Below are 12983 nucleotides of genomic sequence, written 5' to 3' on the forward strand. Positions count from 1 at the left end.
CCTCCTCCTATATCTAGTCTACATTTTTGTGGGGGAGGACTCCAACTTCTTTAGGGGGCTGTGGAGATTGTAATCGAAAAACCGATTACATTCGGTGCTGCGTGAGCGCGCGGGCTAAATGTAATCGGAAAACCGATTACATTGGGCACTGTGTGGGCGCGCGGGCTAAATGTAATCGGAAAACCGATTACATTGGGCACTGTGTGGGCGCTCAGGCTAATTGTAATCGGGAAACCGATTACATTCGGTGCTGCGTGAGCGCGCGGGTTAAATGTAATCGGAAAACCGATTACATTGGGCACTGTGTGGGTGCGCGGGCTAAATGTAATCGGAAAACCGATTACATTCAGCACTGTCTCCCACTTCACCTTTTTTCTTCAAGGGAGTTCCGCCGCAAGGAAGCTTTGAGAAGCCTTTAACCTCCCAATATCTTCGTCCATTTCCTTCGTCGCTGAAAGCACTAATAATGTCCAGATCTGCCTCAATGATCCCGCTGAATTCTTTCCCGATCCAAGGAAAGGATTCCGAAATATTCTCATGCCATGCGAAATCGATCCGGGCTTTATCTTGAGAGATATGAGCACCTATTTTCTCTATACCTGTCAACCGTTTAAAAGCTAACTCCAATACAACCTCCGCAGCAAAATGCAGTCTCATCAGTCTGTAACGACGCTCCCAATCTACAGTCATCGTCACCTGATCACCAACCTTTAAGCCGTGCCCTTCTTCTATTGTATAAAAGATTTCATGACCCTCTTTGCGGGCTTGATGTACGGTATACCCGTGAATCACGCCTGCATCACTCTCTTGTCCTCCAGAGAACGCATACAAGATGGTTCTTTCCACTGTAATGTCATTACCATTTACACTGTATACACGAGTATCTAATAACAATATAAAATACAAACAGCGAATCGTCCGCATTCCCGGAGATTCGCTGTTTGTGTTATTGCCGCCGGACATTCACCGGCTTCAAGTGCCTATGCGCGCTGCTCTTCCAGCCAGAGGATGGCTGTTACCCCGCGCGGGTAATATTTGCTGCCGGTAATCTCGCCGGAGATAATCTGGTCGCTCCAGCTCCAGATTGAGAGCTCCGGATGCGTGAGCCATTCCGTATGGGCCTGGTCGGCAGCACGTCCCTGCTCGCTCCATTCATATCCAAGAATCTGCCGGGCGATGAACTGGCAGAGATAGATTTTGCTCAGCCAGCTGTTGTTGCTGGTGGAGGAGATTTTCCAGCCGCCGTCTGCGAACAGGCAGACCCCGTCCACAAGCACAGCCTTCAGATGAGTATCCAGGGCTTCGATATATTCACCAAACCGCCCCCCGCGCTCCAGTGCTTCCTTGCAGCCGGTGAAGTACGGGAATACCAGCCCTTCGATGGCCGGGATAATCTTCGAGTCATTGCCTTCCCCGATTACCGCCGGAATATAGCCGTCCTTCGTCACACTGGCCACAATGGTGGCAGCGCACAGTTCAGCCTGTCTGCCCGCTGTCTGTGACAGCTCGGCATTGCCGTTCTCGCGGAAGATCCGCTCCATTGCAAGATATGCAGCCCAGCATTTGCCCGCCAGGTAGATGTTATTGCGCGCCTGGCCCAGGGAGACGTCCAGACTATCATAGGTTGTGATCTCAGCGCCGCCCATCGTCCGCGAGCTGTCCAGCGCCATCACACCATTACGCTTCGCCGGATCCGGATGATCCCGGTTCACCATGCTCTGCAGACAGCTCTCCAGCACGGTCAGATTGCGTTCCATCCAGCCGCGGTCGCCTGTATGCTCCACGTAGGTTGCTGCTGTAAGAATCCAGTTCACGAGCTGCTCATGAGTCATATGCGAGAAGCAGCCGTCGATGCCATACAGCTCATAAGAGGAATACCCCGGACGCGATACCGCATTAGCTACCCCCATATCATGTGTGAAGCTAAGTCCGCCCGGATATTCGGCCTCCTCGCCCGGGAAGCGGACAGTATCCACATAGCTGAACCGGTCCACGAACATATCCAGTTCATTGCGCACGGTCCAAGGGTTCATCTTCAGCTCATAGAACAGCTGGTCTACCGTCAGATCGAAGGTATTCATCATCCGGTATTCCCCTTCATTCACAATCCAGAACGGCTCGCCTTTGTGATTCAGCAGTTGTGTCGAGCCGTAGTAGCTGCGGATGGCATGAGCCAGCATGAACGTCTGGTCTTCGCTTAAGCCAGTTCCCTCCAGCATGCGATTGGCCTGTTCCGCCTGCTGCTTCAGCGCATCGAACCGTGACAGGGCATAGTCTGCCACCGCCTCAACATTGCTGTAATAGCGGTTGTAATAATAGCTGGCGTCCATCCCTGAGGTCACATAGCCCGAGCGGTGGAAGCAGACCGCGAAGCGGTAGGTCTTCCGCTCTCCTGCCGGAACATCCATGATCAGTGCCCCGACCTGGCCCAGACCGAAGGTCCAGTTCTCCTCCAGCTTGGCAGCGAGAATATCCTCCATGGTGAAGTGCATCGCCGCTTTCACACTGCCCTGCTCGGCGGCAATCGCCAGGAACCGGCCCTGGCCGACGCCTGTCAGCTCAGCCTGGCCACCGTCGAATCTCCGCAGCGCACTATAGGGGTCGTTCCCCTGGAAGCCGAAGAAGGCGCGGCGGGAGGCGCGGCCCATTGTATTATCCACTTCAAGCTCAACCAGCACTGCCGGCAGCAGCACCTCCTGAAGCTCTGCATCCGATGCAGACTGCGGGTCTGGAACCGGCCGGACCGGCGAGAGAACACGGAAGGTCAGGTCTCCGGCCTGCCAGGTGTCGGTTGCCAGACGGAAATCACGGGTAATCTCCTCATCCCCATAGTGGAAAAGAATCTGCGGCTTATCCGGGTTCGGGTCCGGGTTCTCGATGTCGTAGCGTTTGCTCTCGTCATCGCTGCCCTGCTCGTGGAACGGCAGCGTATCATAACCGCGGCCGTCCCCCCGCTCCAGGCCAATATATATATTCTGTCTCGGCGGTCTGCCCAGCTCCAGGTCGAAGCCGCCGGACGCTCCTTTGAATCCTAGGGTGAAGCTTGAGAAAGACCCGATCGGTGAATGATGGGCGTTGAAGAATTTGTTCGTTGGCATAACGTGAATGCACTCCCTCCAGGCTGTATCCCGACAGGGCTGCCGGGCTATAACTCTATGTTAGCGCCACTCCCGCCGGGGCAACAGGCGTAAAGCCGCCTTTTATTTGGACAAATCTGCCTTCCCCTCCGGCCTATGCTATAATAGACCCATCTCGCCACACAGAAGAGGTTGACTATGAATGTATTAGATCCCGGTACACAGCACTCCGTGGATGGCCGTATGTCCCCGGATATTCAGGCTGCCTTCCATATCTTCGCCGCCCATTGGCGCAAAGTGAACAGGGAATGGCAATACCCGGCTCACACTCATCCGATGTTCGAGATCAATATCGTGCTGCAAGGCTCCCAGCGGATGACGGTCGGCGGACAATCCTACCTTCAGCGGAGCGGGGATATTCTGTTCATCCGCCCGGGTGTACAGCATTCCAGCAAGGGTACGGATACCGAAGAGGACATGTCCTATTATTGCCTGCATTTCGACATTGACGACCTGGTGCTGCGCCGCTCGCTGCTGACGATGGATACCGTCAGCCTGAGCGGCGATACCCCGGAGCTTGCGGCTATCCGCTCCTCCCTCGATGCCATTATCAGCTCAACGATCCTCCCGGATGCGAGCGATGCCCAGCGGGGCCGGCTGGTTGCGCTGAATGCATCGCTGCAATTCTTCGCCGCGCTGAGCGGCTGGGTGCTGGCAGCGATGCCCTCGCCTGCCCGGAGCACGGTGCCGGGTGTCACCGAGAAGACGGTGGCCTTAGCGAATGCGATTGAAGGGCTGCTGCAGGAGTCTGTCTTCACCGCTGCGTCAGAAGGCAGCCGCGCCGGAAGCATTGAGGATATTGCCGCCCGGCTCGGCTACAGCCCGAACCACTGCAACCGCGCCTTCCGGCTGATCTACGGACTGCCGCCAAGGCAGTATCTCTCCGGCCTCATTATCCGCCACGCCAAGCTGCTGCTGCTGGATAACAGCCTGTCCGTGGAGAGCATCGCCTACCGGCTCGGCTACCGCGATGTCTCCCATTTCAGCAAGCAGTTCAAGCGCTGGACCGGACTGCCCCCGATGGGCTACCGCCAGCTGGCAGAGGAGCCGGGGAAGACGAACGAGGGAGCGCCCCTCCCCCGCTAAGGAGGAGGACCACAATGAAAATATACAATTTCAAACCAGAATCCGGCAAACCCGTAACAGCCTTCAATTCCAATTTCATCCTATCCCGGATCATCCAGACTGTGGAGAGAACGCATATCGGCTGCGTATATCTAGGGCGCCAAGGAGTAATCGGTTTTCATCAGGCGACATGTCCGCAGCTGCTGTTAATTCTGAACGGTGAGGGGTATGTGCGCGGAGAGGAAGCTGAATATACTGCTGTTTGTGCAGGTCAAGCCGTCTTTTGGGAGCAAGGGGAATGGCATGAGACCCGGACAGATTCAGGATTGACGGCGATTATTATTGAAGGTGATTCGCTGAACCCTGCCGCCCACATGACTTTCTAACTGACAATGAAGAGGACTAAGATTCCGCTATATGAGCAAATTAGGTAAATTAAGGACCAATCGGAGAGAGATTCCGTTATGCGCCCTAACAGCTGTCCTATGAGGCCCAAAAGAACAAATTAGCGGAATCTCAGTCCGTTTCGGCTCTTCTAAGCGTAATTACCGCAAAATAACAGTACCTCAGTCCGCTTCAGTTGGAAGATCACCGAGCGCGCGTATGGAGGGCACGTGAAGCACGAAGCAGCGCAGCCCCGATTCGCCGACTTGTCGAATCAGCCAGGCCAAGCTGAGAACTCCAGCCGGACTCGCCGAAGAAGTACCATACAACCAGAATCGAGCTGCTATACGGGTAAATTTTTTGTTAAATATCTTGTATCCTATTTATTAAAAGTTGGTGACCGTTTGATCTATTTCATTAAATTCGTCTACAGCTTTGTGCTGCCTCCCGGCCTCTTCGTGATTCTGCTGCTGGGCATGGCCGTCTGGTTATGGAGGCAGCGCTCCCGCCGTCCGGCACTGGTGCTGCTCGGCATCACTCTGCTGCTCTATCTGTCGATGACTCCTGTGGTCAGCGATATGCTGATCGGCAGCCTGGAACGCAAGTATCCCCAGCCTGCCGCCGCTGAGGGGGATGTCATAGTCGTGCTGGGCGGAGGCGCAACCTCCGGTACACCGGATCTGGACGGGCAGGGCAATATGTCCGGCCCGGCGGCGAACCGGCTGCTGGCGGCTGCGCGGCTGTACCGGGAGACCGGCCTGCCGGTTATTTTCTCCGGCGGCCAGGTGTTCGCGGACAGCGGCAATGAAGCCGATATCGCCCGCCGGCAGCTCATCGGCCTCGGGATTCCGGCGGAAGACATCCTGCCGGAGAACCGCTCGCTCAATACGGAGCAGAACGCGGTCAACACTGCAAAGCTCATGCAGGAACATGGCTTCACCCGTCCGGTGCTCGTCACCTCCGGCTTCCATATGCCCCGCAGCATGGTCCGGTTCAAGCACGCCGGCCTAACACCGCAGCCGTTCCCGGTCGACTTCCAGGCCAGCCGCCCGATGTCACTCTACGCAGGCAAATTCACCCCCACGGCCGGGTCCGTCTCCACAACAGGCCTCGCGCTGAAGGAATATCTGGGGCTGCTTGCCGCGAAGCTCCTGCCTTAGCGGAAGTACACAAACCAAGAACCTAAGAAATGAGGATATTCCCATGAATCAGAACCAGCACCAGACGAATGAAGAACGCCTGACCGGCGGAAATGTGAATGAGCTTGTGCGGATCGGGGATACGGTCCGCCGTCCTACAGGATTTTGGAGTCCTAATATCCACGCGCTGCTCCAGCATTTGGAGCAGCAGCAATTCGCTGGTGCGCCGCGATTCTTCGGCGTGGATGAAGAAGGACGCGAGATCGTCTCCTTCCTGCCCGGAGAGGTGGCCGGGAATGATTACCCGGAGCTGAAACCGTATATGTGGTCGGACGGGGTGCTTGCAGATGCGGCGCGCCTCTTGCGCCGTTATCATGATGCAACCCTGGGCTTCATCCCCCTGGCGGAAGGACAGTGGCAGCACATCTATACGGGTACTGAAGCGCATGAGGTCATCTGCCACAATGATGCCGCACTGTACAACATGGTATTTCAGAACGAACGGCCGGTAGCGCTGATCGATTTCGATACCGCCGGCCCCGGCCCGCGTATGTGGGATATCGCCTACTCACTTTATACCTGTGCTCCGCTGGCGGGCTTTGCGCCAGATTATACTACGGGGTCCACGGTAGCTTACGAGGCCGGGCTTCATGGGGCTGACCGCGGGCGGCGGATTCATTTATTTTTTGAAGCCTATGGACTGCCCGTTCCTAAGGATCTGAAGAGCTGGATCATCCGGCGGCTGCACGCCATGTGCGATACGCTCAGGAAGGGCGCTGCCGAAGGCCACCCCGGCTTCGTCGCCATGGTCGAGGAAGGCCATCTGACCCATTACGAGCGCGAGATCGAGTTTGTATCCAGCCATTACGGGGAATGGATTATGCCGGAGCACGTCCGCGAATAAGCGGCTGCATTGTTGCACTTCTTGCAGGATTACGACAGAAGAAAATCAAAAAGTTCCAGAACAACAATAAAATCTGTCCCATTCGCCCACACGCCGCCCAATGTGTTCGGTTTTTCATATACAATAGGCTCGCTGAAGGCGCGTGGAGCTCAACGAATGTGGAAAACAGCATACATCGGGCTCCCGAAAGGCGCATGGGGCGAATCTATGCGGAAAACATTATACAATGGGCTCGTGAAAGGTACGTGGGCCCCAATTTTTCTGCTCCATCAAAAAGCCGGAACCCTAATCAATAGGAGTTCCGGTCTTTTTGTCGTTGCTACTGTTCTTCCTTGATCACATCCGCAAACACGGCAGACACCGCACCGGCCAGCAGACCGGGAGCCAGCTCCATCTGTACGCCGATCCTGCCTGCGCTGACAGCGATTGTAGGGAGCGCCTCTGCGCTGCTGTGAATGAATGTCGGATACAGCTTCTTCATGCCTACCGGCGAGCAGCCGCCGCGGACATACCCGGTCCACTTCAGCAGCTCCTTGAGCGGCAGCATCTCAATCTTCTTCACGCCTGCGGCTCTCGCCGCCTTCTTCAGATCCAGCTCTTCCGCCACCGGAATCACAAATACATACGCCTGCGGGCCGCTGTGCGCGACCAGGGTCTTGAATACGGTCTCCGGGGGCAGGCCGATCTTCCCGGCCACTGCATTCCCGTGGATCTCCCCATCCCCGCTGTCATAACTATGAATGATGTAAGAGGTCTTCAGCCCGTCAAGGATGCGCATTGCATTAGTCTTGCTCACCTGCATGTCCCGTTCCCTCCCGGCGGCTAATCCCGCGGATAATTCACCTGCATAATATCCATGAACGGGACCTTGGTGATGACTTCGTTCTGTCTCAGATGCACCTTACCGGTACGCGGGTCCATCTCCACAATCACGCCGCGCACGGCTTCTTCCATTCCCCAGACCGTAAGCAGAATCTCGGATTCCTCCTGCTTGGCCTCCACGAGCTGGTTCCCCAGCTCCTCCAGCACAAATTCGTCACGGGTGGGCCGTTTTGCCACTTTTGCCTTCGCCACACTATGCCTCCAGTAAGCCATTACAGAATGTATGATAACGCCTGTGTAAATGCTCCTTAATAGTATACCATGTCCTGGAGCCTGATTTTACACGAATCGCGAAGATACAGCTTACATGTGGCTTCACGCGGGCTGCCCGGCTTAATCAGTATGCAGCAGTGCCGCTCCCGCAATTCCCGGATGGGTCATTTCATACGGATCGAGGATCAGATTCAGCTCTTCCTCGCTCAGCACATTATATTTGAGGCACAAGGCCCGTACGGATTCTCCGGTCAGAATGGCTTCACGGGCGATCCGCGAGACCACCTCATACCCCAGATGCGGATTCACAGCGGTAATGATTCCGACACTCTGCTCCACTTCACGCGCAAGCTTCTCCTTATTGGCTTCGATCCCCGCCAGGCAATAGTCGGTGAAGACCTGGAAGGAATTATTCATGATGCTGATCGACTGGATCAGATTGAACACCATCACCGGCTCCATCACATTCAGCTCCAGTTGGCCGGCCTGGGCAGCGAGACAGATCGTATGATCATTGCCAATCACCTGAAAAGCCACCTGGTTAATCACCTCAGCCATCACCGGATTCACCTTGCCCGGCATGATGGACGACCCCGGCTGGCGGGCCGGCAGCGTGATTTCATTAAAGCCCGAGCGCGGGCCGGAAGCCATCAGGCGCAGGTCATTGGCGATTTTGGACATATTCATCATGCAGACCTTCAGCGACGCCGAGACCTCGGTATAGGCATCCGTATTCTGGGTTGCGTCCACCAGATGCTCCGCACTGACCAGCGGCAGGCCGCTAATCTCAGCAAGAAGCTCTACTACGCGCTGAATATACCGGGGATCGGCATTCAGACCGGTGCCGACCGCCGTCGCCCCCATATTCACCTCATAGAGATGGCCCCGCGTATGCTCAATACGCTGAATATCGCGCTCCAGCACCCGGCTGTACGCCTCGAATTCCTGGCCCAGACGGATCGGCACGGCATCCTGCAGATGGGTGCGGCCCATTTTGATCACCGGATCAAATTCAGCGGCCTTCTGCAGGAACACCTCATGCATTCTGCGCATGGTTACAAGCAGCTGCTCCAGCAGCGAGAGCGTTGCGATATGTATCGCCGTCGGGAACGCATCATTGGTGGACTGCGCCATATTTACATGGGTATTCGGGCTAAGCTGCAGATAATCGCCCTTGGCCTTGCCCAGCAGCTCCAGCGCCCGGTTGGCAATTACTTCGTTCGCATTCATGTTCAGCGAGGTTCCCGCTCCGCCTTGAATCGGGTCAACGATGAACTGGTCATCCCATTTCCCGGCGATCACTTCGTCTGCGGCAGCCACGATCGGATCCCCCAGCCCTTTATAGAGCCGTCCAATCTCCATGTTGGCGAGCGCAGCTGATTTTTTGACAATCCCCATAGCCTTAATCAGCTCATGATGTACACGGTAGCCGGTAATCGGGAAGTTCTCCACGGCCCGTAGCGTCTGTATTCCATAATAAGCCTGATTCTCGACCTGCTTGCTGCCCAAAAAATCCTTCTCCAGCCGATATTCCATCTCTGTCACACTGCTCCCCTCATGTCACGCGCAGCAGATTTGCTCTGCTGTCTATAGTTGTCTTATTCTTTCCTGGCACCGGTAAGGATATGATAATAATCACAATATTACGGCTGCCTGCCCTCATAATACCCTATGGCCCGATGAAAGTGCAAAGAATAATGGAAGCAATGCTACAACTGCCGACCTATACCGAATAATCTTCAAAAGAAACCGGCATTCCGTTGACCTGCGCCTCAGCCTTACCCGGTCCCGCAGCCCGAAGCTCAAGCCGGTCCCCGGAGAACCACGAGTCATACCCGGCCGACAGCAGCTTCCCGTCTGCAAATACAGGTGCCCGCTGCGCAGCAGCTGCCGCGAAAGCCTCAACCCCCGAGATTCCCAGCCCTTCCGCCTGCTTGACACTCAGCGCTTCAACGACAACTCCGCCGCTCCGCCCTTCGCAGACGACCTCCAAATAATCCGTCCGTTCCAGCAGCTTATATCCATTCATAAGGTAGACGGCAAAATAGACCTTACCCGCATAGCCGAACAGAGCCTTCGGATGTCTGACCCATTGGCCTAACGGCAGAACACCAGTGACTGCGTTGCTCTCCTCTTCGGGAACCGGGAATAATGACATAATCGTGTTCCGGTGATACAGCACCTCCATATACGGGCTCTGGTGCCGGGGATCGCCTTCCTGATACCCTTGCCCCGGATGGAAGAAATAGAGCCGGTTCACGCTCCCTTCGGCTGCCCCCACCGGCAGGGAGAAGGCCCACCGCAATTGTTCATTGTCGAACTCCTCCACCCGCTCCCACATGCCGCCTGCCGCATAATCCTTGCAGATATAAGCATAGGAATGCAGCGCCGGCTGACGCTTCTCTGAGCCGCCAAGCACCTTCTCTGTCTGCTTGCGGACCTCTGCCGGTAATTCGCGGTTCAGCGCGATGCGGCGCGTCTGCTCCGGCGCTTCATAGAAGAGGAAGCCTGCGTACTCCGTGCGCGGCATCGCTGAGCGCAGGGTAAAGTCGCCGAACTGTACGTAATCATGCAGCAGATTGCCGTCTGCCGGAACATCATGCGGCCAGCCCCTTGAATGGGCGCCCGCCCAGGCCCCCTGCAGATACCACTGGCTCCGCTCCATCCACAGGAAGTCCAGCATTTCGCCAAGTTTCCCTTTTACAGTGCTGTCCTCCTCCAGTTCCCAGGCGCAGGTGAAGGCCTGCACCCAGTGCCAGAACCACGGCAGGCTGCCATACTCAGGCATCCCCCTCTCCCTAATATGCGCCAGCGTGATCTCCAGACTGCGCCGTCCGTCCTCCATCAGCTCATCATCTCCGAACAACCGCCCGAAGATTAGTTTCGCCGCGGTATATTTAGCCTCATGATGATTGAATTCCGTTACCTGCTTCCGGAAGAATCCGCTGCGGTAGATATGGCCGGTGGCGGTATTGAAGGCGACGCGGAGCCCCGCGCTGAACTGCGCGGAATACCGCTTGCAGAACCATACCATCAGGCTGCCCATAATCTCAACCGGCAGCTCATGGGGGGCCGCTTCCCTGGGCACAGGCCCCAGCCCCAGCGGCCAGTGTCCATAGAGTGCCGTCCCCGGCTTACGGTTCTGCAGCAGCACCGTCTCCAGCAGGACAGCATCCGCCTTCTTCATTGCCTCCTCCCGGCCAAGCGGAAGCTCCAGTGAATCATCTGCCGCAGCGGCCAATAAATAGGAAGCGTAATAGAAGTTGTTGCGCACATCATCGTGGAACCATAACCCGCTGTCCTGCAGCGGACGGCGCCCGGCCTCTGCCGCAACAGCAGTTATAATCTCCTGCCGGCGGCTTGTATAAGATATCATTTTGCTCACACTCCATCGTATATTTTTCCTGCCTGGATTTTATCCATTAACTCCCGGCGTTTCAGCTCTATTGTGCACACTTTCCGTTCATATGGCAATCACTTCAGCAAATGAATGAACTAAAATAAACGTACTAAAAAAGATTATGTCTTGCCAAATGAACATAAATGAATTAAATTGTACCTATATGAACGAAAATATGTTTTTCTAAGGAGACTGAATATTCGATGGAAAGACGTTTTGCCTCACATCCGAATGAAGTAAAGCAGTTTGACACGGAGCGCCTGCGCAAGGAGTTCCACATTCCGGTACTCTTCGCTCCAGACGAGCTGAAGCTGGTCCTGACCCATGAAGACCGTATGATTATCGGGGGAGCGAACCCGGTGAACGGCGAAGTGGTTCTGACCACAGACCTCAAGGAGCTGGGCGTAACCTACTTCCTGGAGCGCCGGGAGCTGGGGATCATCAATGTCGGCGGCAAAGGTTCGGTGGTTGTAGACGGGACAGAATACGAAGTTGACTTCAAGGAATGCTTATATGTAGGCCAAGGCTCAAAGGACGTTGTGTTCAAAAGCGCGGACAGCGCCAAGCCGGCCAAATTCTATCTGAATTCCGCTCCGGCGCACCAGTCCTACCCTACGGTGAAGACCACGCTGGAAGAATCGGAATCCGGCGCAATGGGCGGCCTGGAGAACTCCAATGAACGTACGATCCACCGCTTCATCCACACGAACGGCGTGCAGAGCGCACAGCTTGTCATGGGGATGACTCAGCTTAAGCCGGGCAGCATGTGGAACACCATGCCATCCCATACCCATCCGCGCCGGATGGAAGCTTATTTCTATTTCGACCTTCCGGACGATTCGATTGTCTTCCACCTGATGGGCGAGCCTTCCGAAACCCGCCACATCGTTATGCACAATGAACAGGCGGTCATCTCGCCAAGCTGGTCCATCCACAGCGGTGTGGGCACTCATAACTATACCTTCATCTGGAGCATGGCCGGAGACAACAAGCGGTATGATGATATGGACCCCGTAGGCATGAAGGAATTACAATAGAAGCAAATCAACTACGGAAAGATGAGGCAGGCGGATGAACCCGATACGGCGGCACGAGATGATTATGGAAGTGATGTTGAACCAGAAGGATGTTACGGTGAACGAGCTCAGCGATAAGCTCCAGGTAACCGGCAAAACGATCCGCGAGGACCTGAGCAAGCTGGAGGAACAAGGGCTGATTCTGCGCGTCCACGGCGGTGCCGTGCTGGCCCAGAGTGACCAGTTCGGCATTCTCCCCTCCAGGAATCCGCTGGATAAGTATTCCGAGGAGAAGGCGGAGATTGCCGCGCGCGCGCTTAAGCATATCGCCCCGGAGGACATCATTGCCCTGGACGGCGGAAGCACGACGCTAGCCATTGCGCAGAGCCTTACGAATATGCCTCTGACCGTCATCACCAACGATGTCTATATCATCAGCGAGCTGGCACCGAAGGACAACATCCGGCTGGTTGTCCCCGGCGGGTACCGTGTCCGCAATATGCTGGCCGGTCCCGAAGCCGTGGCCTATGTGCAGAAGCTTAATATTCAAAAAGCCTTCCTCTCGGCTACAGCCGTTCATATCGAGCATGGCCTATCCATCTATACAGGCGATCTGATCGATTTCAAGCAGGCCCTTGTGGCTACAGCCCGCCAGGTATTCGCCGCCTGCGACCATCACAAATTCGGGCATTCTGCCCTGCGCACCTTCGCCTCCCTGCAGGAGGTTGATGTCCTCCTGACCGACAGCGGCCTGGCACAGGAGACCGCAGAGCAGTTCCGCCAGGCCGGCGTCAATATTGAGTGCGGCTAATTACAGTAGTCTATCACTGATCTCAAAGGAGA

The 12983-nt window shown here is 55.8% G+C and carries 12 protein-coding genes; 6 read left to right on the forward strand and 6 right to left on the reverse strand.

Translation table 11 applies throughout. The annotated features are described in order from the left end of the window. Nucleotides 1-318: 318 nt before the first annotated feature. Both K1558_RS21300 and K1558_RS21305 read right to left on the reverse strand, forming a co-directional pair. Nucleotides 319-963 (reverse strand): alanyl-tRNA editing protein, encoded by a 645-nt coding sequence (locus K1558_RS21300; RefSeq protein ID WP_238653688.1) that lies wholly within the window; start codon nt 961-963, stop codon nt 319-321. Between the two features lie 17 nt (nt 964-980). Continuing rightward, nucleotides 981-3098, reverse strand: coding sequence for a glycoside hydrolase family 52 protein (locus K1558_RS21305; protein WP_238653689.1), 2118 nt, complete (start codon nt 3096-3098; stop codon nt 981-983). A gap of 177 nt (nt 3099-3275) precedes the next feature. On the opposite strand from K1558_RS21305, the gene K1558_RS21310 reads away from it, so the two are divergent. From K1558_RS21310 to K1558_RS21325, 4 genes are all read left to right on the forward strand, one after another. Then, nucleotides 3276-4223 carry an AraC family transcriptional regulator gene (locus K1558_RS21310; RefSeq protein ID WP_238653690.1) on the forward strand — a complete coding sequence of 316 codons (948 nt, stop codon included), beginning with the start codon at nt 3276-3278 and terminating at the stop codon, nt 4221-4223. 14 nt (nt 4224-4237) lie between these two features. Further along, on the forward strand, nt 4238-4588 hold the full coding sequence (locus K1558_RS21315) for a cupin (protein ID WP_238653691.1): 351 nt from the start codon (nt 4238-4240) through the stop codon (nt 4586-4588). A 402-nt stretch (nt 4589-4990) separates the two neighbouring features. Continuing rightward, nucleotides 4991-5746, forward strand: coding sequence for a YdcF family protein (locus tag K1558_RS21320; RefSeq protein ID WP_238653692.1), 756 nt, complete (start codon nt 4991-4993; stop codon nt 5744-5746). A gap of 43 nt (nt 5747-5789) precedes the next feature. Further along, nucleotides 5790-6629 carry an aminoglycoside phosphotransferase family protein gene (locus K1558_RS21325; RefSeq protein ID WP_238653693.1) on the forward strand — a complete coding sequence of 280 codons (840 nt, stop codon included), beginning with the start codon at nt 5790-5792 and terminating at the stop codon, nt 6627-6629. 319 nt (nt 6630-6948) lie between these two features. Here K1558_RS21325 and ybaK read toward each other — a convergent pair whose 3' ends face one another. From ybaK to K1558_RS21345, 4 genes are all read right to left on the reverse strand, one after another. Continuing rightward, nucleotides 6949-7431, reverse strand: a complete 483-nt coding sequence (gene ybaK, locus K1558_RS21330; RefSeq protein ID WP_238653694.1) for a Cys-tRNA(Pro) deacylase — start codon at nt 7429-7431, stop codon at nt 6949-6951. A gap of 20 nt (nt 7432-7451) precedes the next feature. After that, the gene (locus tag K1558_RS21335) at nt 7452-7703 is read right to left on the reverse strand and encodes a YolD-like family protein (RefSeq protein ID WP_238653695.1); all 252 of its coding nucleotides are present in this window, start codon (nt 7701-7703) and stop codon (nt 7452-7454) included. Between the two features lie 141 nt (nt 7704-7844). Further along, nucleotides 7845-9260, reverse strand: a complete 1416-nt coding sequence (gene aspA / locus K1558_RS21340) for an aspartate ammonia-lyase (protein WP_238653862.1) — start codon at nt 9258-9260, stop codon at nt 7845-7847. Nucleotides 9261-9447: 187 nt separating this feature from the next. Beyond that, nucleotides 9448-11100, reverse strand: a complete 1653-nt coding sequence (locus K1558_RS21345) for a hypothetical protein (protein WP_238653696.1) — start codon at nt 11098-11100, stop codon at nt 9448-9450. A gap of 227 nt (nt 11101-11327) precedes the next feature. Here K1558_RS21345 and kduI point away from each other — a divergent pair, with 227 nt between their 5' ends. Together kduI and K1558_RS21355 are read left to right on the forward strand one after the other, a co-directional pair. Further along, nucleotides 11328-12161, forward strand: a complete 834-nt coding sequence (gene kduI / locus K1558_RS21350) for a 5-dehydro-4-deoxy-D-glucuronate isomerase (RefSeq protein ID WP_238653697.1) — start codon at nt 11328-11330, stop codon at nt 12159-12161. Nucleotides 12162-12195: 34 nt separating this feature from the next. Beyond that, the gene (locus K1558_RS21355) at nt 12196-12951 is read left to right on the forward strand and encodes a DeoR/GlpR family DNA-binding transcription regulator (RefSeq protein WP_238653698.1); all 756 of its coding nucleotides are present in this window, start codon (nt 12196-12198) and stop codon (nt 12949-12951) included. Nucleotides 12952-12983: the final 32 nt, after the last annotated feature.

It is taken from the genome of Paenibacillus piscarius, from assembly GCF_022234545.1.
Taxonomy (GTDB): domain Bacteria; phylum Bacillota; class Bacilli; order Paenibacillales; family Paenibacillaceae; genus Paenibacillus_AQ; species Paenibacillus_AQ piscarius.

Bases quoted from the DNA above. Each gene is read 5' to 3' on its own strand.
- K1558_RS21305 (WP_238653689.1), bottom strand. From the start codon at position 3,098: ATGCCAACGAACAAATTCTTCAACGCCCATCATTCACCGATCGGGTCT.
- aspA (WP_238653862.1), bottom strand. From the start codon at position 9,260: ATGGAATATCGGCTGGAGAAGGATTTTTTGGGCAGCAAGCAGGTCGAG.
- K1558_RS21315 (WP_238653691.1), top strand. From the start codon at position 4,238: ATGAAAATATACAATTTCAAACCAGAATCCGGCAAACCCGTAACAGCC.
- K1558_RS21345 (WP_238653696.1), bottom strand. From the start codon at position 11,100: ATGATATCTTATACAAGCCGCCGGCAGGAGATTATAACTGCTGTTGCG.
- ybaK (WP_238653694.1), bottom strand. From the start codon at position 7,431: ATGCAGGTGAGCAAGACTAATGCAATGCGCATCCTTGACGGGCTGAAG.
- K1558_RS21325 (WP_238653693.1), top strand. From the start codon at position 5,790: ATGAATCAGAACCAGCACCAGACGAATGAAGAACGCCTGACCGGCGGA.
- K1558_RS21300 (WP_238653688.1), bottom strand. From the start codon at position 963: ATGTCCGGCGGCAATAACACAAACAGCGAATCTCCGGGAATGCGGACG.
- K1558_RS21310 (WP_238653690.1), top strand. From the start codon at position 3,276: ATGAATGTATTAGATCCCGGTACACAGCACTCCGTGGATGGCCGTATG.
- K1558_RS21355 (WP_238653698.1), top strand. From the start codon at position 12,196: ATGAACCCGATACGGCGGCACGAGATGATTATGGAAGTGATGTTGAAC.
- kduI (WP_238653697.1), top strand. From the start codon at position 11,328: ATGGAAAGACGTTTTGCCTCACATCCGAATGAAGTAAAGCAGTTTGAC.